The 24,499-nt window shown below is 72.0% G+C and carries 20 protein-coding genes; 12 read left to right on the top strand and 8 right to left on the bottom strand.

The annotated features are described in order from the left end of the window. The first annotated feature begins 32 nt into the window (after positions 1 to 32). Together ACFVVO_RS23585 and ACFVVO_RS23580 are read left to right on the top strand one after the other, a co-directional pair. The gene (locus tag ACFVVO_RS23585; RefSeq protein WP_390057560.1) at positions 33 to 905 is read left to right on the top strand and encodes a trypsin-like serine protease; all 873 of its coding nucleotides are present in this window, start codon (positions 33 to 35) and stop codon (positions 903 to 905) included. Between the two features lie 67 nt (positions 906 to 972). Beyond that, on the top strand, positions 973 to 1,659 hold the full coding sequence (locus ACFVVO_RS23580) for an HAD family hydrolase (protein ID WP_390057559.1): 687 nt from the start codon (positions 973 to 975) through the stop codon (positions 1,657 to 1,659). A gap of 18 nt (positions 1,660 to 1,677) precedes the next feature. On the opposite strand, the gene ACFVVO_RS23575 is transcribed toward ACFVVO_RS23580, so the two are convergent. The 4 genes from ACFVVO_RS23575 to ACFVVO_RS23560 are packed head-to-tail and all read right to left on the bottom strand — an operon-like array spanning position 1,678 to position 6,533. Further along, the gene (locus ACFVVO_RS23575) at positions 1,678 to 2,820 is read right to left on the bottom strand and encodes an XdhC family protein (protein WP_390057558.1); all 1,143 of its coding nucleotides are present in this window, start codon (positions 2,818 to 2,820) and stop codon (positions 1,678 to 1,680) included. Continuing rightward, on the bottom strand, positions 2,813 to 4,951 hold the full coding sequence (locus tag ACFVVO_RS23570) for a xanthine dehydrogenase family protein molybdopterin-binding subunit (protein WP_390057557.1): 2,139 nt from the start codon (positions 4,949 to 4,951) through the stop codon (positions 2,813 to 2,815). The genes ACFVVO_RS23575 and ACFVVO_RS23570 overlap by 8 nt, the downstream gene beginning before the upstream one ends. Next, complete coding sequence (locus ACFVVO_RS23565) at positions 4,948 to 5,940, bottom strand: FAD binding domain-containing protein (RefSeq protein WP_390057556.1); 993 nt, start codon at positions 5,938 to 5,940, stop codon at positions 4,948 to 4,950. The genes ACFVVO_RS23570 and ACFVVO_RS23565 overlap by 4 nt, the downstream gene beginning before the upstream one ends. Then, on the bottom strand, positions 5,937 to 6,533 hold the full coding sequence (locus tag ACFVVO_RS23560) for a (2Fe-2S)-binding protein (RefSeq protein ID WP_390057746.1): 597 nt from the start codon (positions 6,531 to 6,533) through the stop codon (positions 5,937 to 5,939). Before ACFVVO_RS23560 ends, ACFVVO_RS23565 begins: the two co-directional genes overlap by 4 nt. A gap of 276 nt (positions 6,534 to 6,809) precedes the next feature. Between ACFVVO_RS23560 and ACFVVO_RS23555 the strand changes: the two genes are divergently transcribed. Both ACFVVO_RS23555 and ACFVVO_RS23550 read left to right on the top strand, forming a co-directional pair. Then, positions 6,810 to 7,397: a TetR/AcrR family transcriptional regulator gene (locus tag ACFVVO_RS23555; protein WP_390057555.1), complete on the top strand. Its 588-nt coding sequence runs from the start codon at positions 6,810 to 6,812 to the stop codon at positions 7,395 to 7,397. Between the two features lie 218 nt (positions 7,398 to 7,615). After that, positions 7,616 to 8,617 (top strand): asparaginase, encoded by a 1,002-nt coding sequence (locus tag ACFVVO_RS23550; RefSeq protein WP_390057554.1) that lies wholly within the window; start codon positions 7,616 to 7,618, stop codon positions 8,615 to 8,617. An 84-nt stretch (positions 8,618 to 8,701) separates the two neighbouring features. Here ACFVVO_RS23550 and msrA read toward each other — a convergent pair whose 3' ends face one another. After that, the gene (msrA, locus tag ACFVVO_RS23545; protein ID WP_390057553.1) at positions 8,702 to 9,223 is read right to left on the bottom strand and encodes a peptide-methionine (S)-S-oxide reductase MsrA; all 522 of its coding nucleotides are present in this window, start codon (positions 9,221 to 9,223) and stop codon (positions 8,702 to 8,704) included. Positions 9,224 to 9,678: 455 nt separating this feature from the next. Between msrA and ACFVVO_RS23540 the strand changes: the two genes are divergently transcribed. Next, positions 9,679 to 10,494, top strand: a complete 816-nt coding sequence (locus tag ACFVVO_RS23540) for a class I SAM-dependent methyltransferase (RefSeq protein ID WP_390057552.1) — start codon at positions 9,679 to 9,681, stop codon at positions 10,492 to 10,494. Between the two features lie 54 nt (positions 10,495 to 10,548). Here the strand turns inward: ACFVVO_RS23540 and ACFVVO_RS23535 are convergent, their stop codons facing one another. Together ACFVVO_RS23535 and ACFVVO_RS23530 are read right to left on the bottom strand one after the other, a co-directional pair. Continuing rightward, positions 10,549 to 10,716 (bottom strand): hypothetical protein, encoded by a 168-nt coding sequence (locus tag ACFVVO_RS23535; protein ID WP_390057551.1) that lies wholly within the window; start codon positions 10,714 to 10,716, stop codon positions 10,549 to 10,551. Positions 10,717 to 10,934: 218 nt separating this feature from the next. Beyond that, positions 10,935 to 13,538, bottom strand: a complete 2,604-nt coding sequence (locus ACFVVO_RS23530; RefSeq protein WP_390057550.1) for a PA14 domain-containing protein — start codon at positions 13,536 to 13,538, stop codon at positions 10,935 to 10,937. Positions 13,539 to 13,696: 158 nt separating this feature from the next. On the opposite strand from ACFVVO_RS23530, the gene ACFVVO_RS23525 reads away from it, so the two are divergent. From ACFVVO_RS23525 to ACFVVO_RS23505, 5 genes are all read left to right on the top strand, one after another. Then, positions 13,697 to 14,710 carry a LacI family DNA-binding transcriptional regulator gene (locus ACFVVO_RS23525; RefSeq protein WP_390057549.1) on the top strand — a complete coding sequence of 338 codons (1,014 nt, stop codon included), beginning with the start codon at positions 13,697 to 13,699 and terminating at the stop codon, positions 14,708 to 14,710. A gap of 167 nt (positions 14,711 to 14,877) precedes the next feature. Next, entirely contained in the window at positions 14,878 to 15,975 is a 1,098-nt protein-coding gene (locus tag ACFVVO_RS23520) for an ABC transporter substrate-binding protein (protein WP_390057548.1), read from the top strand. Between the two features lies 1 nt (position 15,976). Next, a complete protein-coding gene (locus tag ACFVVO_RS23515) occupies positions 15,977 to 17,494 on the top strand; it encodes a sugar ABC transporter ATP-binding protein (RefSeq protein ID WP_390057547.1) in 1,518 nt (505 codons plus the stop codon). After that, complete coding sequence (locus ACFVVO_RS23510) at positions 17,487 to 18,449, top strand: ABC transporter permease (RefSeq protein ID WP_390057546.1); 963 nt, start codon at positions 17,487 to 17,489, stop codon at positions 18,447 to 18,449. The genes ACFVVO_RS23515 and ACFVVO_RS23510 overlap by 8 nt, the downstream gene beginning before the upstream one ends. Beyond that, positions 18,446 to 19,480 carry an ABC transporter permease gene (locus ACFVVO_RS23505; protein ID WP_390057545.1) on the top strand — a complete coding sequence of 345 codons (1,035 nt, stop codon included), beginning with the start codon at positions 18,446 to 18,448 and terminating at the stop codon, positions 19,478 to 19,480. Before ACFVVO_RS23510 ends, ACFVVO_RS23505 begins: the two co-directional genes overlap by 4 nt. A gap of 499 nt (positions 19,481 to 19,979) precedes the next feature. Here the strand turns inward: ACFVVO_RS23505 and ACFVVO_RS23500 are convergent, their stop codons facing one another. Beyond that, positions 19,980 to 21,002: a LacI family DNA-binding transcriptional regulator gene (locus tag ACFVVO_RS23500; RefSeq protein WP_390057544.1), complete on the bottom strand. Its 1,023-nt coding sequence runs from the start codon at positions 21,000 to 21,002 to the stop codon at positions 19,980 to 19,982. Positions 21,003 to 21,169: 167 nt separating this feature from the next. On the opposite strand from ACFVVO_RS23500, the gene ACFVVO_RS23495 reads away from it, so the two are divergent. Next, on the top strand, positions 21,170 to 22,996 hold the full coding sequence (locus ACFVVO_RS23495) for a glycoside hydrolase family 2 protein (RefSeq protein WP_390057543.1): 1,827 nt from the start codon (positions 21,170 to 21,172) through the stop codon (positions 22,994 to 22,996). 131 nt (positions 22,997 to 23,127) lie between these two features. Next, entirely contained in the window at positions 23,128 to 24,471 is a 1,344-nt protein-coding gene (locus ACFVVO_RS23490) for an ABC transporter substrate-binding protein (RefSeq protein ID WP_390057542.1), read from the top strand. The last annotated feature ends 28 nt before the right edge of the window (positions 24,472 to 24,499 follow it).

The raw sequence follows: 24,499 nt of genomic DNA, 5'->3' as shown, positions 1-24,499 counted from the left end.
CCTGTCCCACAGACCCAGTGAAGGGGTTCTTCTTGACCGCCATACGCGCCACCGCCGTCACCGCGGCCACCTGCGCCGTCGTCCTCGCCGCCGCCCTGCCGTCCTCCGCGATCAACTCGTACAACGCCACTCCCGCGCCCGAACGCACCGAGGTCGGCGCCCTCGTGGCCACCTGGGACGACGACGGCGATCCGGCGACCGCGGACCGCGCCGACTGGGTGTGCTCCGGCACCATGGTCGACGCGAACACCTTCCTGACCGCCGCGCACTGCACCAGCGACTGGCCGGCCGGCGTCAGGTTCTACGTCTCCCTCGACCAGGACGTGCAGGCCGGGCTCGACGCCGCCGCGAAGCGGTACCCGGGTGACCCGGCCGCCCAGGCGAACGCCGTCGCGGTCGAAGGCGTCGCGCACACGCACCCCGACTACCCGGGTCCGTCCTCCGACCCGCACGACATCGCGGTGGTCGAACTGCCCGCCGCGAAGGTCGCGTCCCGCTGGTCGTTCACCCCGGCCACCCTGCCGGCCGCGAACCAGCTGGACACCCTCACGTCGAAGGAGCTGAACTCGACCGACTGGCTCGTCGCCGGGTACGGCACACAGGAGGCGGCGCGGGGTCCGGGCGGTCAGACGCATCCGGGCGGAGGGGTCCGCATGAAGGCGCCCGTCGGCTTCGACGCCCTCGACAAGGCATGGGTCCGCCTCGCCATGACGGCACCCCAGGGCAACGGCGGTGCCTGCTACGGCGACTCCGGCGGCCCCAACTTCGCACTGCTCGGCGGCAAGAGGGTCCTCACCTCCACGACCATCACCGGCGACACCCCGTGTTACGCCACGAACGTCACCTACCGCCTCGACACCCCTGGAGCCCGGGCGTTCCTGTCCCCCTTCGTGAACCTGCCCTGACAGCGCACCGCGCCGCCAGGTGTGCTCACCGGGGCCCCGTCCGCCGGGCTGATGGGATGATCACCGTGTGACCAGCGAACTCAGCAGCCCCGGGGCCCGGAAGTACGTCCTCTTCGACGTCGACGGCACGTTGATCGACGCCGTGGCGAACCAGCGCCAGGTCTGGGCCACCTGGGCCGGACGCTACGGACTGGATCCCGCCGAGGTCCACCAAGTCGCGCTGCGGACACGGCCGATGGAGACCTTCGCCGTCGTGGTGCCGGACGAGGACCCTCGGGCGTGCCTGGCGGCGCTGCACGAACTGGAGGACCACGACGTCCGGTACGGCGAGTACTCCGCCGTCGACGGGGCGAGCGAGTTGTTGCCTGCCCTGCCCGCCGGCTGCTGGGGGCTGGTGACCTCGAACTACGAGCACCGGGTGCGGGGGCGGTTCGCCCGGACCGGGCTGCCGGTTCCGGAAGTGCTCGTGGATGCCGGCTCGGTCGAGGAGGGGAAGCCGTCGCCGGTCCCCTATCTGCTGGCCGCGCGGCGGCTCGGGGCCGAGCCGCGGGACTGCCTTGTCGTCGAGGACGCGCCGTCCGGGGTGGAATCCGGACGGCGCGCCGGCATGACCGTGTGGGGCGTCAACGCTCCCGCCCCGGTGGCCGGTGTACACCGCCACTTCCGCACCCTGCGCGAGGCGATCCCCGAGATCCTCGCCTTCACGGCCGGGGCGCACGGGACGCGCGCGGCGGAGCCGGAACCGGCGGCCTGAGCGGACCGGGGCTCCGGTTCAGGCCGCCGTGGCGCCTGCGTGGTCCGCGCGGTCGCGGTGGATCGGTGCGTCCGTGCCGGTCAGGGGAAGGCCTGTGCCGCCCCGCCGGGCGGAGACGATCTCCGCCACGATCGACAGAGCCGTCTCCTCGGGGGTGCGGGCGCCGAGGTCGAGTCCGATCGGGGACCGCAGACGCGCCAGTTCCCGCGCGCTCACGCCCTCTTCCCGCAGCCGCCGCTCACGGTCCTCGTGGGTGCGGCGCGAGCCGAGCGCGCCCACGAACGCCACCGGCAGCGCGAGCGCCACCTTCAGCAGCGGTACGTCGAACTTCGCGTCGTGGGTGAGGACGCACAGCACCGTACGGGCGTCGATCTCCGTCCGCCGCAGGTAGCGGTGGGGCCAGTCGATGACCACCTCGTCGGCGTCCGGGAAGCGGGCCGGGGTGGCGAATACGGGCCGGGCGTCGCAGACGGTCACGTGGTAGCCGAGGAACTTGCCGGCCCGGGCCAGGGCGGACGCGAAGTCCACCGCGCCGAAGACGATCATGCGCGGGGGCGGCACGTTCGACTCCACCAGCAGGGTGATGCCGCCGGGGCAGTGCGAGCCGTCCTCGGCGATGTCCACCGTGCCGGTGCGCCCCGCCTCCAGCAGCGCACCGGCCTCCGCCGCCGCCGTCCGGTCCAGTTCCCGGTGGCCGCCCAGACCGCCCTCGTGCGTGCCGTCGGGCCGCACCAGCAGGGCGTGGCCGAGGAGTTCGGCCGGGCCCCGGACGACCCGGGCGAGGGCGGCCGGCTCGCCGTGGGCGGCCGCCGAAAGGGCCGACGCCAGGGCCGTGCGGGCGGGCGCCGGGGCGCCCACCGGCGTGATCAGCACGTCGATGGTGCCGCCGCAGGTCAGACCGACGGCGAAGGCGTCCTCGTCGCTGTAGCCGAACCGCTGCAGGACGCTCTCGCCGGTCTCCAGCGCCTCCTGGCACAGGTCGTACACGGCGCCCTCCACGCACCCGCCGGAGACCGAGCCGATGACGGTGCCCTCACGGTCGACGGCGAGGGCCGCGCCGGGCTCGCGGGGCGCGCTGCCGGCGACGGCCACCACGGTGGCGACGGCGAACTCCCGGCCCTCCTCGATCCAGTGGTTCAGCTCCTCGGCCAGGTCAAGCATCCGGCGCTCCTCCGGCGGCCGTGAGGACCCGGTCGGGCCGGATGGGCAGGCTGCGGTGGCGTACGCCGGTCGCGTGCCAGACCGCGTTGGCGATGGCGGCCGCGGCGCCCACGATGCCGATCTCTCCGATGCCCTTGATCCCTACCGGGTCGTCGGGATCGGTGTCCTCGATCCAGTCGGCCTCGATGTGCGGTACGTCGGCGTGCGTGGCCACGTGGTAGCCGGCGAGGTCGGGGCCGACGTGGCCGCCGCTGGCGCGGTCCCGGACGGCCTCCTCGTGCAGGGCCATGGAGATGCCCCAGATCATGCCGCCCAGGAACTGGCCGCGTGCGGTGAGCGGGTTGACGATCCGGCCGGCCGCGAAGATGCCGAGCATGCGGCGCACGCGTACCTCGCCGGTGGCGACGTCCACGGCGACTTCCGCGAACTGGGCGCCGAAGGAGTGCCGTTCTGCGGGGGTGAGGGCGCCGATGGCCGCGGTGGTGTCCGACCGTACGGTGATGCCCTCCGCCGGGATGTCGGTGCTCAGGGCGAGTCGTTCGCACAGTTCGGCGGCGGCTGTCGTGACCGCCCAGGACCAGGAGCGGGTGCCCATGGAGCCGCCGGCGATCATCGCCGGGCCGAAGTCGCTGTCGCCGATGCGGACCCGGACGCGATCGGGGGCGACGCCCAGGGCGTCCGCGGCGACGAGGGTGAGGGCGGTGCGGGCTCCGGTGCCGATGTCGGCCGCGGCGATGCGGACGGTGAAGGTGCCGTCCGGGTGGGCGGTCGCGGTGGCGGTGGACGGTGCGGCTCCGGCGCCGAAGGATGCCGCGGCGGTGCCGGTGCCGAGCAGCCAGCGGCCGTCACGGCGTCGTCCGGGGCGCGGGTCGCGGTCCGCCCAGCCGAACCTGCGGGCGCCCTCCTGGAAGCAGGCGGGCAGGTTGCGGCCGGCGAAGGGCAGCCCGGAGACCGGTCCCCTCTCCGGTTCGTTGCGCAGGCGCAGTTCGATCGGGTCGACGCCGCACTTCTCGGCGAGTTCGTCCAGCGCCGCCTCCAGCGCGAACGACCCCGGTGCCTCACCCGGGGCCCGCATCCAGGTCGGGGTCGGCATATCGAGCCGTACCACGCGGTTGGCGGTGTGGTGGGCGTCGGCGTCGTACATCACCCGGGCCACGCCGGCGCTGGGTTCGACGAACTCGTGCACGGTGGAGGTGACGCTCACCGAGCGGTGCTCCAGGGCGCGCAGCCGGCCGGTGGCGTCGGCGCCCAGCCTGACGTGCTGAGTGGTGGGGCTGCGGTAACCGGCCAGCGAGAACATCTGACGCCGGGTCAGCACGACGCGTACGGGACGCCGCAGGGCGGTCGCCGCCATCACGGCGGCCACCTGGTGGGCGCGGACGCCCTTGCTGCCGAAACCGCCGCCGACGTGCTCGGAGCGCACCCGCACCGAGGCCGGGTCGAGCGAGAAGAGGTTGGCGAGTTCACCGACGACCCAGGTGGCGCCCTGGTTGGAGTCGACCACCTCGAGCCGGCCGCCGTCCCAGCGGGCGGTCGCCGCGTGCGGCTCCATCATGTTGTGGTGCTCTTCGGGGGTGGTGTATTCGACGTCCACGACATGGGCGGACGCGGCCAGTTCGGCGTCGAGGTCGCCCTTCTCCGTCACCGCCGGCATGAAGCCGTCCACCGGGTAGGCGTCCGGGTGCTCACCGTCGAAGTCGATGTCGTGGGGTTCTTGTTCGTAATGCACGACGAGCGACTCGGCGGCCTCCCTGGCCTGTTCCGACGTCTCGGCGACGACCAGCGCCACCGGCCACCCCAGGTGCGGCACCCGGTCGTGCTGGAAGACGGCGCAGGTGGGGTCAGGGGGCGTGCCCAGCATGCCGACGTAGTCGGTGTTGACGCGCGGGGCGTTGCGGTGGTCCAGGACGGCGACGACGCCCGGCATGTCCAGGACGGCGTCGGTGTCCAGGGCGCGGATGCGGCCGCGGGCGACCGTGGAGAGCACCAGCCAGCCGTGCGCCAGGCCCGCGAAGGGGATCTCTCCCGAGTAGCGGGCGGCTCCGGTGACCTTGTCCCTGCCCTCGACGCGGGTGTGCGCGGTGCCGACGGAGGTTGCCTGCGTGGGGGTGCCGGTCGTGACGGTGGTCATCGGGCGGCCTCCTCGGCGAGTTCGGTCAGGACGGCCACCATGAGGTTGCGCATCAGGGTCACCTTGTATCCGTTGTGGGGCAGCGGCCGGGCCGCCGTCAGTTCGGCGTCCGCGGCGGCGGCGAAGGTCTCGGCGCCGGCGGGGGCACCGGTCAGGACGCGTTCGGCCGCGTGGGCCCGCCAGGGGTGGGAGGCGACCGCGCCGAGGGCCAGGCGTGCGTCCCGGACGACTCCGTCCTGGATGTCGAGCGCGGCGGCGACCGAGCCGATGGCGAAGGCGTACGAGGCCCGCTCGCGCACCTTGCGGTAGCGGGAGTGGGCGGCGACCGGCGCGGGCGGCAGCGAGACACCGGTGATCAGGGCGCCCGGCGGCAGAGCGGTCTCGTGGTGCGGGGTGTCACCGACGGGCAGGTAGAACTCGGCGAGCGGCAACTCGCCCGGTCCGTCCGCGGTTTCGAAGTGGACGACGGCGTCGAGCGCGGTGAGCGCGACGCCCATGTCCGAGGGGTGTACGGCCACGCAGTGCTCGGACGTCCCGAGGATGGCGTGGTTGTGGTGCTCGCCCTGGACGGCGGGGCAACCACTGCCGGGAACACGCTTGTTGCAGGGTTTGGTGATGTCGGTGAAGTAGCCGCAGCGGGTGCGCTGCAGCAGGTTCCCGCCGACGGTGGCCATGTTGCGCAGTTGCCCGGACGCCCCGGCCAGCACCGCCTGGGCCAGCACCGGGTAGCGGCGCCGGATCGCGGGGTGGGCGGCCAGGTCGCCGTTGGTGACGGTCGCGCCGATCCGCAGGCCACCGTCGTCGGTCGACTCGATCTCGTCCAGCGGCAGTTCACGGATGTCGACGAGCCGTGTCGGCCGCTCCACACCGGTCTTCATCAGGTCGACGAGGTTGGTTCCGCCGCCGAGGAATCGCGCGTCCGGATCGGCACCGAGTACCGCGACGGCACCGACGACATCGGACGCCCGCTGATAGCCGAACTCCTTCATGCCACAACCCCCTTGGTCTGCGCCGCCGGGGCGGTGGAAGCGGCGGTGTCCGTGCCGGGGTCCGCGTCGGTCCCGGCCGCACGGGCCACCGCCTGGACGATCGAGACGTAGGCGCCGCAGCGGCACAGGTTGCCGCTCATCCGCTCCCGGATCTCGTCGGCGGTCAGGGGTGGTGGTCCCGCTTCGGGACTGATGTCGCCGGTGACGGCGCTGGGCCAGCCCGCCGCGTGTTCCTGGATCACCCCGATCGCCGAACAGATCTGGCCCGGTGTGCAGTAGCCGCACTGGAAGCCGTCCAGGTCGAGGAAGGCCTGCTGGACGGGATGGAGCTGATCGCCGTCGGCCAGGCCCTCGACGGTGGTGATCTCGCGGCCCTCGGCCGCCACGGCCAGTTGCAGGCAGGCCACGGTCCGGCGCCCGTCCACCAGGACGGTGCAGGCACCGCACTGGCCCTGGTCGCAGCCCTTCTTGGTGCCGGTGAGATCGAGGCGCTCGCGCAGGGCGTCGAGCAGGGTGGTGCGGTGGTCGACGGGCAGTGTGTACTTCTCGCCGTTGATCTTCAAGGTGATGACACTGGACGTCGATGAGGCCATGAGCAGCTTCTTTCGCATTTCCAGGAAGATGGGGGGGTGGCCCGGCAACGGAGTGCCGGGCGGTGCGGAGAGTGCGTGGTGCGGGCCGTTGCCGCAGGGGGCGAAGCGAGATGCGGGGCGCTTGGACCGAAAGGACGGACGCGGACTGCCGCGGGTTCGCGGCCCCGGCTATCGTGGACGCAACAACCGGACAGCTGTCCGCTACCTGGAAAACGTAACGGACAGCTGTCCGGTTAGCAAGGGCGAGGTTCGGCCACGGACCTGCGAGGAGGACGAGTGCCACTCAAAGACGACTCATCCCGGCGCTCGGACGCGCAGCGCAACCGTGAGCGCATCCTGGAGGTCGCCCTCGTGGAGCTGACACGCTGCGCGGACGCCCCGCTCAGCGCGATCGCCAAGAAGGCGGGTGTCGGGCAGGGCACGTTCTACCGGAACTTCCCCAATCGTGAGGCGCTCGTCCTGGAGATCTACCGGCACGAGATACAGCAGGTCGCCGACAGCGCGGCCCAACTGCTGCGGACGCGGCCACCCGAGGAGGCCCTGCGCGCCTGGATGGACCGGCTCGCCGAGTTCGCCATGGCCAAGGCCGGCCTGGCCGACGCGATCCGACAGGTCACGGGCACGCCGGGCAGCCCGGCGAAGCCGACGCACACTCCGGTGACCTCCGCGGCGGAGCTGCTGCTGCGCGCCAACGAGGATGCCGGCACGATCCGCCCCGGCATCACGGCGGACGACTTCGTTCTGGCCATCGCGGGACTCTGGCAGCTCGACCCGCACGACGACTGGCGGTCACGCGCCGCCCGGCTCCTCGACCTCGTCATGGACGGCCTGCGCACGGGAGCGCCCGGAGCGCAGGGACGGTAGGCGCTGCGCGACCCCGACCGGGGCGCAGGGACGCGGTATGCGTTACGCGATCACGGCCGGAGTGCACCGCACCTCCGGCCGCGGCGCGGAGATCACCCGCCGGTACCGTGTCGCGGAAGCCCAGATGGACGACCCGCTCGGCCGGCCGGCGGCTCCGGCGATCCCGGGCGGCCGGGCGGGCGGGCCGCCCCCATCCGCGTCCCGGAAGGTCACCGCCCATGTCCGAGTCCGCCACCGCCACCGCCACCGCCACCGCCACTACAGCCGTAGCCGACCCCCGCACCGTCCCGGTCCTCGCCGAGGTCGTCCGTTCCGGGTTCGTCGAGGGGCGGCACCGGGGCAGCCTGGTACTGCTCGCGCCGGACGGCTCGGTGGAGCTGGCGCTCGGTGACGTGACGTCCCCCGTCTTCCCACGGTCCGCCAACAAGCCGATGCAGGCGGCGGGCATGCTGCGGGCGGGACTGCGGCTCGCGGGCGAACGGCTGGCCCTGGCGGCCGGCAGCCACTCGGGCGAGGCCTTCCACCGCGACCTGGTGCGCACGATGCTCGACGAGCACGGGCTGAGCCCCGAGGACCTGCGGTGCCCGCCCGCCCTCCCCCTGGACCAGGAGGAGCAGGAGAGGTACCTGGCGGCGGGCGCCCATCGTGATCCGGTGGCCATGAACTGCTCCGGCAAGCACACGGCGATGCTCGCGGCGTCCTCGTTGCGCGAGTGGCCGCTGGAGTCCTACCTCGACCCCGGGCACCCGCTCCAGCGACTCATCCGGACGGCGGTGGAGGATGCGGCCGGGGAGCCGGTGGCGGCGGTCGGCACGGACGGCTGCGGGGCACCGCTCATGGCGATCAGCCTGACCGGCCTCGCCCGCGCCTTCCGTTCCTACGTCCTCGCCGAGCCCGGCACGCCCGAGCGACGGGTCGCCGACGCCATGCGCGCCCATCCCGAGTACGTCGCCGGCACTCGCCGTCACGACACCTGGCTCATGCGGGAGCTGCCGGGCACCCTGGCGAAGGTGGGCGCGGAAGCCGTCCAGGGGCTCGCCCTGTCCGACGGACGCGCCCTGGCCCTCAAGATCGAGGATGGCGGCGGCCGGGCCCTGGGACCGGTCCTGGCCCGCGCGCTTCACCTTGCCGGTGCCACGGCACCGGTGATCGACCGTGTGGGCCGCATGCCCTTGCTGGGCGGCGGCCGGGAGGTGGGAGAGGTACGGCCGGTTTTCTGAGGCCAGTCGCCGGGGGCGCGGCTGCCGTTCCTCGGCGCCCGCCCCACCGGCCGGGGGGCGCCGGGCGCCGCCGGGGTCCCGCGCTCAGTTCGCCGTGGAGGAAGCCCGGCGCGGCAGCTTCCAGTCGGGGCGCGGGAAGTGGCAGGTGTAGCCGTTCGGATAGCGCTCCAGGTAGTCCTGGTGCTCGGGCTCGGCCTCCCAGAAGTCGCCGACGGGCTCGACCTCGGTGACCACCTTCCCGGGCCACAGTCCGCTCGCCTCGACGTCGGCGATCGTGTCCACGGCGACGCGGTGCTGCTCCTCGTCCGCGTAGTAGATCGCGGACCGGTAGCTGCGCCCGATGTCGTTGCCCTGGCGGCCCCTCGTGGTCGGGTCGTGGATCTGGAAGAAGAACTCCAGGATGTCGCGGTAGCTCGTGGCCGCGGGATCGAAGACGATCTCGATGGCCTCGGCGTGGTCGCCGTGATCGCGGTAGGTGGCGTTCGGCGTGTCACCGCCGGAGTAGCCGACGCGCGTGGACACGACGCCGGGCTGCTTGCGGATCAGGTCCTGCATGCCCCAGAAACAACCGCCGGCCAGTACGGCTCGCTGGGTTCCCACTGTCATCGGTCGCTCCCTCGCCCTGCTGCTTCTACGTTCGTCCAGCCTAAGGTCACGCCCGGCCGGGATATTCCCCGGCCCGTGGCGATGCCGGGTCCGCGACGATCAAGAGGGCGAGGGCGGCCGACGACCGGCGTGCGCGCCCCGGGCGCCGTCGACCGCGTGTGCCCAGGCCGGCGTCCGCCGCGTGTGCCTAGACCGTCCTTCGCCGTACGTGCGGGACGCCGTCGGCCGCGTGCGCCAAGACCGTCCTTCGCCGTACGTGCCCAGGCGCCGGCACCGCCACACCCATTCGGCGGTACGTCCGGCCTCCCAGCAGGTGTGTCGATTGACAGCCGCGGGACCGTGGCGGACGCTCGCCGCATGCCGAGTGAGACCGCACCCGCCGGACGGCCGGCACCCCCGCCCCCGGCGTTCGGCACCCCGCGCAAAGCCGCCGCCGAGCGGCGGGAGGCCCGGTCATGACCGGCGCGTCGCCGCCGGGCGGGGCGGCCGGCGACGGCCACTACGGAGAAGTCCTCTTCGAGCCGGGGCACCCCCAGGAGACCGAGCGCATCGACGCCGCCGCCCTGGCGTACGACCCCGTCACCACCGGGAGGCTCCGGACGCTGGGCGTGGGGCCCGGCAGCCGCTGCCTGGAGGTCGGGGCCGGGACCGGCACGGTGACCCGCTGGCTGCTGGAGGAGGCCGGAGCGGCGGAGGTCGTCGCGCTGGACCGGGACACCAGCGGCCTGAGCGCCCTGACGGACCCGCGGCTGCGGGTGCTCACCGCCGACCTCGCGGACGAGAGTCTTCGGCCCGGCACCTTCGACCTGATCCATGCCCGGTTCGTCCTCATGCACCTGCCCGAGCGGCGCGCGATCATCGCGCGGCTCGCGGGATGGCTGAAACCCGGCGGCCGGCTGGTGCTCGCCGATGCCGTCGAAGTGGCGGATCCGCTGGACACCTCGTCGGCCTACCGGCGGGTCATGGACGCCATGTGGCAGGCGCTGAAGTCGACGATCGGCACCGACACCTCCTCCGTCCCGGCGTACCCGCGCTTCCTGCGGGAGGAGGGCCTCTGCGACGTCGCCGCGGAGCTCTTCTGCCCGCCGATGGTCGCGGGCAGCCCGCTCGCCCTCTTCTGGTCCGAGACGTGGAACCGGATGCGGCCCGAACTGGAGGAGACCGGGCGGGTGGACGGCGCCGTCATCGACGAGGCACTGGCCTACCTGGCCTCGCCCCGGTTCGCCGAGTTGGGCCCGGGCATGGTGATGGCCTGGGGGCGGCGGCCCTGAGAACGGAGAACGGCCGATGACGGAACGTCATCGGCCGTTCGCATGTCGGGGGGCTCAGCGTCTGCGGGACCACGTGGAGCCGATGCCCGCCACGTGCAGCGCCAGCAGGGTCAGGCCCAGCAGCATGACGTTGACCGAGGAGAACGTGTCGTTGGTGCCGAGGTCCGCCGCGTTGATCAGGAATGCGATGAAGAACAGTACTGCCGCGCCTATGCCGAGCATGGGTGGATTCCTTTCCTGAGAAGTTCCTTCCCAGCCCCGTCTGCCCCCTGTACGCCGGGGCAGGCTCACGGATCCGCCCATTCCTCGTCCGTGCGGGCCCGGCCCGGGCCACCCGCCGTCGATGCGGTGGATGGACCGGGCCGGTGACGGTCACAGCAGCGACCCCGGGCAGCGGTACGGCGGTTCGCGGGGAGGCGACGGCCGCTGCTGCCCCGAGGTCAGGCGCAGCCCGCCACGACCGCCCGTGACGCGTCGTCGATCAGCGCGTCCTGGGCCGCCTTCAGTCGCCGCACGTCGGGCTTGGTCACCTTGCGGTCGTACGTCATCAGGCCGTTGAGCTCGCCCTCGACGTCCGAGATCTGCGTGTACACGGCGCCGTTGCCGCCCTTGCAGGCCAGCGCGTGCACCTCGCCGAGCTTCTTCAGGTAGTCGTCGGTGTAGGTGCTGGGATCGACGTCGACGTACGACTGCTGCACCGACCAGGCGTGGCCCGGCACCGCGAGGCCGAGACCGCCGTACTCGCCCGCGACGAGGGCGCGTTCGCCGTCCGGATGCGGTGGCAGGGCCGGGCTCGGATAGCCGTGCTCGTCCATGATGTCGCCGGCTCCGCCGTCCGCGCCCAGGTTGAGGCCGGACATGTTGTTCACCAGGCGGGTGGGGTCCCAGGCCTTGGCCTGGGAGGCGACGCGGCCGATGTCGTACTGGCCCCAGCCCTCGTTGAAGACCACCCACATGACGACCGACGGGCTGCTGATGTGCTCGTCGATCATCTGCTTCATCTCCCGCTCGTACTCGGCGCGGGCAGCGGTCGACGGGTTCACCCCGGCCGTCATGGCCGGCATGTCCTGCCACACCAGCAGGCCGAGCCGGTCGGCCCAGTAGAACCAGCGGTCGGGTTCGACCTTGATGTGCTTGCGGACGGAGTTGAAGCCCATCCGCTTGTGCATCTTCAGGTCGTAGGCCAGTGCCTCGTCGCTGGGCGCCGTGTGCAGGCCGTCGGGCCAGAAGCCCTGGTCGAGGGTGGCCATCATGAAGACCGGCTTGCCGTTGAGGACCGTGCGCGGCACGCCGTTGACCTTCTCCACGGCGATGGAGCGCATCCCGAAGTAGCTGCCCACGCGGTCGTCGCCGGCCTTCACCTTGAGGTCGTAGAGGAACGGATCGTCCGGCGACCACAGACGGGCCTTCGGGATCTTCAGGGTGAGGGGCCCGCCGGTGCTGCCGGTGACCGTGGCCACCCGGCGCTTGCCGTCGTAGGCGGTCGCGGTGACCGGTACGCCGTCGCGCACACCCTGCGGCTCCACGGTGAGCGTGCCGGTGTCGACGTGCGGGGTCAGCTTCAGCTGGTCGACGTGGTCGGCGGCGACGGGTTCCAGCCACACGGTCTGCCAGATACCGGAGGACGGGGTGTACCAGATGCCGCTCGGGTCCAGGCGCTGCTTGCCCATCGGCGGGTTCTCGCCGCCCGAGGCGTCCGTCGGGTCGTAGACGCCGACGATCAGTTCCTGGGTGCGGCCGGGCTTGAGGGCGTCGGTGATGTCGGCGCTGAACTTGTCGTAGCCGCCCTCGTGTTCGGCGACCCTGGTGCCGTTGACGTAGACCTCGGCCTGCCAGTCGACGGCGCCGAAGTTCAGCTGGAGCCGCTTGTGGTCGCCGACCTTCCAGCCGGCCGGGACGGTGAAGGTGCGCCGGTACCACATGCGGTCCTCGTGCCGTTCGATGCCCGAGAGCTGGGACTCGACGGGGTACGGGACCAGGATCCGCTCACCCAGGGTGCGGCCCACCGGCGGCTGTTCGCCCTGCTTGGCCGCGGCGAACTGCCAGCTCCCGTTGAGGTTCCGCCAGGCGTCGCGGGTCAACTGCGGTCTGGGGTACTCGCGGTGTGCGGTGGCCGGGGTGACGTCGTCGGCCCACTTGGTGCGCAGTTCGTAGGTGGAGTGGTTGCCGCCACTGCTCCAGAACGCGCTGACAACGTTGCCGTCCTCGCTGGTGAGTCCGCCCTCGCCGTCGTAGCGGACGTCCGCCAGGCCGGGCGCGGTGCCGGACTTGTCGCCGACGACGGGTTCCTTCAGGGAGACCAGCAGGGATCTGGGGTCGGCGGGGTCCAGCCGGGCGCTGCCGAGCGGCCAGGTGGCGCCGCCGATGACGGCGTCGAGGTGACTGGTCAGCGCGGCGGTGGGCTTGGCCAGCGCCTGGGCGAAGTCGAGCCGCAGGGTACGGCCGTCCTTCAGGACGGTGGTGGCGATGGCGCCGTCGTAGGCGTATCCCTCGGGCAGCAGGAACGCCGACTGCGGTACGGCGGCCTTGGTGCCGCCCGGCGGCGTCCAGCGCAGGTGGAGGTTGGAGCCTCCGTAGTGCTCGAAGTACTCGACCTTGATGTCGTACGCCTTGCCGGCGGTCAACTCGACGGGTCCGCCGGTCTGTTCGCGGTCCCAGTCGTCGACCCAGTGGTCAATGACGAGTTTGCCGTCGACCCAGAGGCGGAATCCGTTGTCGCCGATGATCGAGAAGGTGGTGGCGCCGGTCTTCTCGGGCACGATCCGGCCGGTCCAGCGGACGTTGACGTCGTCCGACCGTCCGGTCGCCGAGTTCAGGCGGGACTCCAGGGAGTCGAAGTCGAGTTTCGGGTCGAATCCGGTGGCCTTGAGCTGGTCGAAGTCGAAGGCTCCGGGGGCGGACTGGGTGTAGTACTCGCCCTTGAGGCCATGGACCTCCACGGGGTCGTCCGCCGCGGTGGCGTTGGGCGCCGCGGTCAGTCCGGCCACGCCGAGGGCGGCCGCCAGGAGGAGTGAGAGTCGATGTCGGAGTGATCTGATGCGCACGGATCTCCCTGTGGCTGAGGAAGGGTGGCGGCTCTCTGCTTCAGTCTGTACAACGTTGGAAGCACAGCAGTTGGCATGAGAGCACGGCTCCCGGCCGCTGTCCAGAGTCACGACATGGCTCCGCCCTTCGGAGCTCCCATCGATGCGAGGAGATCCCCTTGCGGGTCAGCCTGAAGGACGTGGCCGAGCGGGCCGGCGTCTCGATCAAGACCGTGTCCAACGTCGTGAACAACTATCCGCACGTCACACCGGCGATGCGGTCCCGGGTGCAGCAGGCCATCGACGAGCTCGGCTACCGGCCGAACCTGACCGCCCGGCACCTGCGCAAGGGCCGCACGGGCATCATCGCGCTGGCCGTGCCGGAGCTGGGCAACCCCTACTTCGCCGAACTGGCGAGCGCGGTGGTCGACGCGGCGGCGGAGCACGAGTTCACCGTGCTGCTGGACCACACCCGCGGCAGGCGTGAGCAGGAGGTGCTGGTCAGTCAGGGCTTCCGGGCCCGGGTGATCGACGGACTCATCCTCAGCCCGCTGGAGCTGGAGGCCGAGGACCTGCAGGGGCGGTCCGACGACGTTCCGCTGGTGCTGCTCGGCGAGCGCGAGTACGACGCCCCGCACGACCACATCGCCATCGACAACGTGGCCGCCGCCCGGGCCGCGGTACGCCATCTGCTGGGCCGGGGCCGCACCCGGATCGCCTACCTGGGCGCCCGCACGGACTCCGCGAACCGCCCGGCCCACCTGCGACTCGTGGGCTGGCGGCAGGAGTTGGCGGCGGCCGGGGTGCCGGCGCCGGACGACCTCGTGGTCCCGGTCGGCGGCTGGGACCGGGACGACGGCGCCCGAGCCATGGCCGAGCTGCTCGACTCGGGTGTGCGGCCGGACGCGGTGTTCGCGCTGAACGACCTGATCGCGATCGGTGCGATGCGGGTGCTGCACGAGCGCGGTCTGCGGGTGCCGTGGGACGTCGCCGTGGTGGGTTTCGACGACATCGCCGAAGGCCGTTTCGGCGCGGTGTCGCTCACCACGATCGCGCCGGACAAGCAGGCCATCGCGCGGATGGCGGTGGGCTCGCTGCTGCGCAGTCTGTCGGGGCGCGAGGCGCCCGGCGGACGCGAACTCACCGCCGAATTCCGGCTGGTGGAGCGGGAGAGCACACTCGGGCGACGGTGAGGCCGAACCCCGGGCGCCTGACCGGGATTTCGGACGGGAGGGTTTACAACGCTCTTCCAACGATGTAAAAACCTCCCCTGAACGACGTGCACGCCGCGTTGACCGCAAGCCGTCCTACCCCCGTGAGCGCCAACGGCGCGCCGGGGCCACGCCGTTTGGGGACTCCCATGAAGCCCACAGCACCACTGCGTCGCGCCTGTACGCGGACCCTCATCGCCGCCGGACTCGCCACGAGCCTGGCCCTCATGACCGGATGCGCCAAGTCGGAGGACGACTCCGGCGGCGACAAGGCCGCCTCGCAGGACAAGGACGCCGGCCAGGTCGTCGCCTCGCCGAGCGGCGGTTCCGGACCGTCCTGCGCCATCGACGCCTACGGCGGCAAGAAGCTGGACCTGAAGTCCGCCACCGTCGGGTTCTCCCAGTCCGAGAAGGAGGCCAACCCCTTCCGGATCGCGGAGACCGCCTCCATCAAGGCGGAGGCACGGAAGCGGGGCGTCAAACTGCTCACCGCCAACGCCCAGTCGCAGTTCTCCAAGCAGATCAGCGACGTCCAGGACCTCATCGCCAAGGGTGCCGACCTCCTGGTCATCGCGCCGCTCAACTCGGACGGCTGGGAGCCCGTGCTGCGCACGGCGGCCGCCAAGCACATCCCGATCGTCACGGTCGACCGCAAGATCAACGCCACCGCCTGCAAGGACTATGTGAGCTTCATCGGCTCCGACTTCGTCGAACAGGGCAAGCGGGCGGCCGACCAGATGATCGCCGCGACCGGCGGCAAGGGCGAGATCGCCGTCCTGCTCGGCGCGGCCGGCAACAACGTCACCACCGAACGCACCAAGGGCTTCGAGGACCGCGTCAAGGAGAAGGCGCCCGGCCTGAGGATCGTGTTCCGGCAGACCGCCGAGTTCGCCCGGGAGAAGGGCCAGTCGGTCACCGAGAACCTGATCCAGTCCAAGCCGGGGATCAAGGGCATCTACGCCGAGAACGACGAGATGGGCCTCGGCGCGGTCAACGCCCTCAAGAGCGCGGGCAAGAAGCCCGGTGACGTGAAGATCGTGACCATCGACGGCACGCGCAACGCCGTGCAGGGCATCGTGGACGGCTGGATCTCCGGTGTGATCGAGTCCAACCCGCGCTTCGGGCCGCTGGCCTTCCAGACCCTGGACAGCTTCACCCAGGGCCAGAAGGTCGCGCAGGACATCGTCATCCAGGACAGCTCCTACACCGAGGCCAACGCCAAGTCCGACCTGGGCAAGGCCTTCTGAGATGCTCACGGTCACCGGACTGTGCAAGACCTTCCCCGGCGTACGGGCGTTGTCCGAGGTGGACTTCACCGCTCGCGCCGGGGAGGTGCACGCACTGGTGGGTGAGAACGGCGCGGGCAAGTCGACCCTGATCAAGGTGCTCACCGGCGTGTACCAGCCCGACGCCGGCGAGATGTCCTACGACGCCTCCCCGGTCCGCTTCGCCACGCCGCTTCAGGCGCAGCAGGCGGGGATCTCCACCATCTACCAGGAGGTCAACCTCGTCCCGCTGATGAGCGTGGCGCGGAACCTGTTCCTCGGCCGCGAGCCACGCGGCCGGCTCGGTCTGATCGACTTCCGCCGGATGAACCGGGAGGCGGAGGACACCCTGCGTGGTCTCGGCATTCGGGTCGACGTCCGCCGTCCGCTGCGTGAACTGGGCGTCGGCGCACAGCAGATGGTCGCGCTGGCGCGGGCCGTGGCGCTCGACGCCCGGGTCGTGATCATGGACGAGCCCACCTCCTCACTGGAGCCCCGCGAGGTGCGCACGCTGTTCGGGGTGATCCGGACCCTGCGGGAGCGGGGCATCGCGGTGATCTACGTCAGTCACCGCATGGACGAGCTGTACGAGATCTGCGACACGGTCACCGTGCTGCGGGACGGCCGGGTGGTGCACACCGGCCGGCTCGCCGAGCTGGACCGGCTCCGGCTGGTCGCTCTCATGCTCGGGCGGGAGATCGGCGACGTGCGCAAGGAGGGGCTCACCAAGTTCACCGGCTCTCACGACGCCGCGGCCCAACCGGTGCTCGAAGCGGAGGGGTTGAGCATCCGTCATCAACTGGCCGGCGTGTCGGTCTCCCTGCGGCCGGGCGAGGTGGTCGGGCTCGGCGGACTGCTCGGCTCGGGACGCAGCGAGACCGCGAAGGCCATCGCGGGCGCCCTGCCCGTCGACGGCGGGAGGGTCGTGGTGGCCGGTGAGCCGGTACGCGGGGGCTCCACCGCGGCGGCGATCCGGGCCGGCATCAGCCTGCTCCCCGAGGACCGCAAGACCGAGGGCATCGTGCCGGGCCTGTCGGTACGGGAGAACATCGCGCTCGCCGCGCTGCCGGGGCTGTCCCGGTTCGGCCTGGTCGACGACGCCCGCGTGGACCGGATCGTCGACACCTTCATGAAGCGGCTGCGCATCAAGGCGGCCGGACCGCACCAGAAGGTGGGCGAACTGTCCGGCGGCAACCAGCAGAAGGTGCTGCTCGCCCGATGGCTCGCCCTGCACCCCAAGGTGCTGCTGCTGGACGAGCCGACCCGGGGCATCGACGTGGGTGCCAAGGCGGAGGTGCAGGCACTCGTCGACGAACTGGCCGACGACGGCCTGGCGGTGCTGCTGATCTCCTCCGACACCGAGGAACTGATCGAGGGCAGCGATCGTGTGATCGTCCTCAAGGACGGGGCGGTGGTGCGCGAGCTGACCGGCGACGCCGTCACCGAGGACGAGCTGATGCGCGCGATCGCCGCCGTACCGGCCGGAGGGCACGATGACTGAACTGAGCCTCGCCCGAGGCACCGTGGACCGGGACCGGGCGTTGCGCCTGCTGCAGGACTACGGCGTCTACGGCGGTGTGGTGGTCCTGCTGCTGTTCAACTTCGTCTTCACCCCGTACTTCGCCTCCGCGGCGAACTTCCGCACCCAGGCCGTCCAGGTCGCGCCCGTGCTGATCGTGGCGCTCGGCATGGCGCTCGCCATCGGCACCGAGGGCGTCGACCTGTCGGTGGGCTCGGTGATGGCACTGTCCACCTCACTGCTGTCGCTGTACCTCGGTTACGGCCCCTGGATCGCCACGCTGATCGCGGTCTTCGGCGGCGTGGTGGCCGGCCTCGCGAGCGGGGCGCTGGTCGCCTTCGTCGGCGTGCAGCCGATCGTCGCCACGCTCGCGCTGATGGTCGCCGCCCGGGGGCTCGCCCTGGTGCTGCTCCCCCAGCTCAAGGACGTCCACGACCCCGGCCTGGCGGCCCTCGGCTCCGGGGACGTGCTGGGCGTCCCCTATCTGGTGCTGATCGCGGCGGCGCTGGCACTGCTCGTGGCGTTCGTCGTGCGGCGCTCCACGTTCGGCAGGCAGTTGCTGGCCATCGGCGACAGCCGGCCGGCCGCCCGCCTCGCGGGACTGCCCGTGCGCCGCGTACTGGTCGTGGTGTACGTGTGCTCCGGCGCGCTGGCCGCGGTCGCGGGCGTGCTGGCGACCGCCCGGCTCACCGCGAGCGACCCCACCTCGCTGGGCACTCTGATGGAACTGTCCGCCATCACCGCGGTGGTCGTCGGCGGCACCCCGCTCAGCGGCGGCCGGGTCCGCATCGGCGGCACGGTCGCGGGCGCCGTACTGATCCAACTGCTCACCACCACGCTCATCAAGCACGACCTGCCCCCGTCATGGACGCAGATCGCGCAGGCCGTGGTGATCGTCGGTGCCGTGTACGCGGCACGCGAACGGGGGAAGCGATGACCACGGATGCCGGGGAAGCCACCAGGCGGAAGGATGCCCCCACCGCCCAGGCCGGCGAGGAGCCGCCGGGCGCGAGCCGTTCGGAGCGGCTGAGCGCGCTCGCCCAGCAGCACGGCGCGCTGGTCACCCTGGTGCTCGCGATGGTCGTCGCCTCACTGAGCTTCGACACCTTTCTGACCGGTGACAACCTGGAGAACATGGCGCTGTCGTCGGCGTTCCTCGCCGTTGTCGCGCTCGGCATGACCTTCGTGATCGTCACCGGCGGCATCGACCTGTCGGTGGGTTCGCTGTTCGCCCTCGGCGGGGTGCTCGCGGCGTGGGGCTCGCAGTACGGCACCGCGGTGGCGCTGCTGCTGCCGCTCGTGGTGTGCGGGCTCGTCGGCCTGCTCAACGGGCTGCTGATCGCGCGCTCGGGGCTGGCCCCGTTCATCGTGACCCTGGCTTCCATGCTCGGTGCGCGCGGCGTCCTGCTCGTGCTGACCGACGAGGGCTCACGGACGTATCTCGTGGACAAGGGCGCCTTCTTCACCCGGCTCGGGCAGGGTTCGCTGCTCGGCGTCGGCGTGCCGGTCTGGATCACGTTGGCGCTGTTCGTGCTGGGCGCGGTGGTGCTGCGGCGCACGCGCTTCGGTCAGTACGTGTACGCGGTCGGCGGCAACGAGGACGCGGCGGCGCTCATGGGCGCGCCGGTGGCCCGCACCAAGGTCGCCGTCTACACCGTGTCCGGGCTGTGCGCGGGTCTCGCGGGCGCGCTGAACGCGGCGTGGCTGCTGTCGGGGGTGACGATCCTCGGTTCCGGCATGGAACTGGAGGCGATCTCGGCGGTGGTCATCGGCGGCACTCTGCTGACCGGCGGGTTCGGGTTCATCAGCGGCTCACTCGTCGGCGTGGCGCTGCTGAAGGTCATCCAGAACGTCATCAACCAGATCGGCTCCCTGGACTCGGCCTACCAGCAGGTGGTCAGCGGCGCCTTCCTCGCGGTGGTCGTCATCGCCCAGACATGGCTGGGACGCCGGCGCCGGGTGCTGTGAACCGCCGGCCCGCCGCCGCTCGCGGCTCCGCCGGATTCCCGGTGCGTCGGGCCCCGCGAAATCGCCCGTAGGCCCGCGCGCCCGTGAACACCGACCGGGCCCGCGGGCCTACGGGTCACACCGGCTTCACGCGCGCTGCCGGAGCCGGCAGGTAGGGTGCGCCCGCAAGCAACAGGTCGGTGAGGGACAGGAGTTGGGGTGGGCGGGAATCTGGCGGCTAAAGGCAACAACCTGATCCACAGGTCTTGACTGTTGCTCCGCCGGGCCACTATGGCCCACAAGTGACAACCCGGTTCACACACCCCTGAGTGACACCGGACCCGTACGCGGCGCCCGCGAGCGACACCCAGGCTCACACGCCCAAGAGTGAGGCCGGGCTCCTGCGTACCCCACGAGTGACAACGGTCGCGCTCCGCACGAGGCTCGGCCCGGCGTGCGGCCCATCGGCCCCGTGCCGCCCGCCCCGCAGGCGCCTCCGCCCGTCCCACCGCAAGTCCACTCAGCCCCCGGTGCTCTCCCGCACGATCACCCGGTGGCCCGCGACCCGGTCCTCAGGGGAGCCGGACTCCGGGTCGTCGATGCGGTCCAGCAGGAGGGACACGGCGCTGCGGGCGATCTCCTCCTTGTCGGGGGCGACGGTCGTCAGGGAGGGGACGCTGAAGCGGGAGGCCTCGATGTCGTCGAAGCCCATGACGTCGAGGTCGCCGGGCACCGACCGGCCCGCCTCGTGCAGAGCGCGCAGCGCGCCCAGCGCGAGGTGGTCGTTGAGGCAGAGCAGGGCGTCCGGCGGCGCGGGCCGGTCCAGCAGCGCGGTGGCCGCGCGGGCGCCGTCCTGCCAGTGGTACGCCCGCACCGGTACCACGAGGTCCTCCGCGAAGGGCAGTCCGGCGGCGGTCAGCGCCTCGCGGTGGCCGTCGGTGCGCAGCCGGTCGGTGCCCTGCCGGCCGCGGACCGAGCCACCGATCACGGCGATGCGCCGGCGCCCGCGGGAGAGCAGGTGCTCGGTGGCCTCGCGGGCGGCGCCGACGTTGTCGATGCCCACGTGGTCGGTGGTGCCGGCCGCGGAGCGCTCGCCGAGCAGGACGACGGGCAGTCGCCGGTCACGGGTGGCGAGGTCGCGCGGCAGCAGGGACAGCGGGCTGAGGACGACGCCGTCGGAGAACTGCGCGTCGAAGCCGTGCAGCGCGGCGAGTTCACGCTCCCGCGCTCCCCCGGTCTGGTGGAGCAGCACGGTGCGGCCGCGGCGGTCCGCCTCGGCCGTCACATGCTTGGCCAGCTCGGAGAAGTAGGCGACGTCCAGCTCCGGAACGGCCAGCGTGATCATCCCGGTACGGCCCTGGCGGAGCTGGCGTCCCGCGATGTTGACCCGGTAGCCCAGGGCGTCGATGGCCTCCTGGACGGCGGTCCTGGTCCGGTCCGAGACGTGCTCGAAGTTGTTGATCACGTTGGAGACGGTCTTGGGTGAGACCCCGGCGTACTCCGCCACGTCCTTGATCCTCGGTCTGGCTGCCACGCCGATCATCCTCCCGCCTGCCGTGGATCATACCGATGGGCACGGTCCGGTTCCGAGCCGATCCGGGCGGCCCCCGTCCCGGCCCCGGTCCTCTTCCGTCCCAGGTGTTTACATCGATGTAAATCTCATGATGCCATGTGCTCGCACCGAACGGCACCCCGGACGCAAGGAGCACCATGCCCGTCCCGCACCCCACGGACCTGCCCCGACCCGAGTACCCCAGGCCGCAGTTCGTCCGTGAGGCATGGCTGAATCTCAACGGCGAGTGGCAGTTCGAGATCGACCGCTCCGACACCGGCCTGGAGCGCGGGCTGAGGGACCGCCCGCTCACCGGCCGCATCGTCGTTCCGTTCTGCCCGGAGTCGGAGCTCTCGGGTGTCGGCGAGACCGACTTCCTCGAGGCGGTCTGGTACCGGCGCACGGTGACGATCCCGGGCGACTGGACCGACGCCCGCGTGCTCCTGCACTTCGGGGCCGTCGACCACGACACCGCGGTGTGGGTGGACGGCACCGAGGTGGCCCGGCACCGGGGCGGCTTCACCCCGTTCAGCGCGGACCTCGGCGACCTGGCCGCCCCGGGCCGGGAGCTGACCGTCGTGGTGCGCGCCCGGGACAGCCGGCACGGCGTCCAGGCCCGGGGCAAGCAGGCCACCTGGTACGCCAACTCGCACTGCCACTACACCCGTACGACCGGCATCTGGCAGACGGTCTGGATGGAGCCGGTGCCCCGCTCGGTCGCCCTCAGGCGCCCGCGCGTCACACCCGACCTGGCCTCCGCCTCCTTCCATGTGGAGCTGCCGCTCACCGCCAACGCGCCCGGCCACCGGGTCCGCGCCATCCTGAGCGACCCGGACGGCCCGGTCGTCACCGCCGAGTCCCGGGCCGACCTCGGCCTCACCCCCCGCCTGGTGCTGGCCGTACCGGAGGACCGGCGCCGGGTGTGGTCGCCCGCCGACCCGCACCTGTACGACCTCGACCTGCAGGTGCTGGACGCCGGCGGCGAGGTCGTCGACTCCGTCCGCTCCTACGCCGGTCTGCGCTCGGTCGCGATCCACGGCAAGCGGCTGCTGCTCAACGGCGAACCGGTCTTCCAGCGCCTGGTCCTGGACCAGGGCTACTACGCGGACGGGCTGATGACCGCGCCCAGCGACGCCGACCTGGTGCGCGACATCGAACTGGGTCTCGCGGCGGGCTTCAACGGCGCCCGGCTGCACCAGAAGGTGTTCGAGGAGCGCTACCTGTACCACGCCGACCGCCTCGGCTACCTGGTCTGGGGCGAGTTCGGCGACTGGGGCTGCGAGACCGGTGTGCGCGACGACAACCAGCGCCCGGACGCCAGTTACGTCGCCCAGTGGCTGGAGGCGCTGGAGCGTGACCACTCGCACCCCTCGATCGTCGGCTGGTGCCCGCTGAACGAGACCTACCAGCACCTGCACGACCGCATCACCGGGCTCGACGACGTCACCCGGGCGATGTTCCTCGCCACCAAACAGGCTGACCCCAGCCGGCCCGTCGTCGACGCCTCCGGCTACGCCCACCGGGTGGCCGAGACGGACGTCTACGACTCCCACTGCTACGAGCAGGATCCGGCCGCCTTCGCCAAGACGATGGCCGGTCTGGCGGCGGACCGGCCGTACGTCAACACCGGCCCGGACGGCCGCCCCTGGTCGCTGCCCTACCGCGGTCAGCCGTACTTCTGCAGTGAGTTCGGCGGTGTCTGGTGGGATCCGCAGGCAGCGGCGAACGCCGCCGGTGACGACACCGAGGCCTCCTGGGGCTACGGCGAACGCCCATGCACCGCCGAGGAGTTCGTCGAGCGCTTCACAGGGCTGACCGCCGTGCTCCTCGACGACCCGGACATGTTCGGGTACTGCTACACCCAGCTCACCGACGTCTTCCAGGAGCGCAACGGCGTCTACCGCTTCGACCGCTCCGAGAAGGTCGACACCGCGCTGCTGCGCGCCGCCCAGACCCGTCCGGCGGCCTTCGAGAGCACCCGGTGACATCTCACCCCTTCCCGCGACCGCGGGAGGGACGCACGACCATGCGATTTACATCGATGTATGTCCATGGGGTGGCACCCGCGGGGCGCGAGGGGCGTCCCGCGGGCCGCCGCCCGTAGGAGAGGAGCTGTATGACCGGCATACCCGCACCCGTCGGTCCGCCCGCGCCCTCGCGGCGCCGGGTGCTGACGGCCGCGCTCGCCTCCGGTGCCGCGGTCCTGGGCGCCGGTGCGCTCAGTGGCTGCGGTTCCGCCCAGGCGGCCGACGCCTCGACCGTCCGTCTGTGGGACCTGTTCAGCGGGGCCGACGGCGGACTGCTCAACGACATGGTGCGCGCGGCGCGCCCCGGCATGCCGGGCACCCGTATCGAGCGCACCGTGCTGGAGTGGGGCACCCCGTACTACACAAAGCTCGCCATGGCCTCGGCCGGCGGGCGCGGCCCCGACATGGCGATCTCCCACATGTCCCGGCTGGCCGGCTACGCCCCCACCGGACTGCTGGACCCGTGGGACCTGGACGTCCTGGCGGAGTACGGCATCACCGAGGACGCCTTCACCGACGCCGTGTGGTCCCGGACCCAGTTCGACGGCCACACCTACGCGATCCCGCTGGACACACACCCGTTCATCGTCTTCTACCACCCGGAACCGGCCCGCGAGGCCGGCCTGCTCACCCGCGACGGGGCGCTGGACACCGACGCGTTCTCCTCCCCCGGCCAGTTCCTGGCGGCGGGCCGCGAACTGGCCAAGGCCTCGGGCAAGCAGGGCATCGCCTTCGGGTACGTCACCGACACCGCTCAGGGATGGCGGCTGTTCTATGGCCTGTACCGGCAGACCGGCGGGGCGTTCCGGCTGCCGGAGGGCGGGCCCGCCGAGGTCGACGTGGACCGGATGGCCGAGGTCATCGCCTTCATGGCCAAGATCGTCGACGGCCGCGTGAACCCCAGGCGGCTCGACTACGCCTCGGCGATCGCCGCCTTCACCAACCGGCAGACGGCGATGATCCTTTCCGGTGAGTGGGAACTGGGCACCTTCCGCACCTCGGACAAGAACGTGGGGGCCGCCCCGTTCCCGACGGTGTTCGGCACCCCGGCCGTCTACGCCGACTCGCACTCCTTCGTCCTTCCGCACCACCCGGACCCGGACCCCGAGCGCCGCCGTCGTACGCACCAGGCGGTGGCGGCGCTGCTGAAGGCAGGCCAGATCTGGGCGACGGCCGGGCACATCCCCGCCTACGGCCCGGTCACCCGTACGTCGGCGTACGCCGGACTCCAGCCGCAGTCGCACTACGCGAAGGCCCAGGACCATGTGGTGCTCGACCCGTCCGTGTGGTTCGCGGGCGCCGGCTCGGACTTCCAGAACGCGATGTCGCAGGTCCTGCAGCAGGCCCTGCTCGACGGTCTCGCCCCCGACCGCGCGGCGCGCGCGATGGTGCGGCGCCTGAACACCTTCCTCTCCAAGCCCAGCCCGGCCTGACCCGGCTGCGATCCACCGCGCAGGAGGC

The sequence above is a fragment of the Streptomyces sp. NPDC058145 genome (assembly GCF_042884245.1).
Lineage (GTDB): Bacteria > Actinomycetota > Actinomycetes > Streptomycetales > Streptomycetaceae > Streptomyces.
The sequence above is the reverse complement of the archived record's forward strand: the minus strand, read 5'-3'. Positions and strand labels throughout refer to the sequence as shown.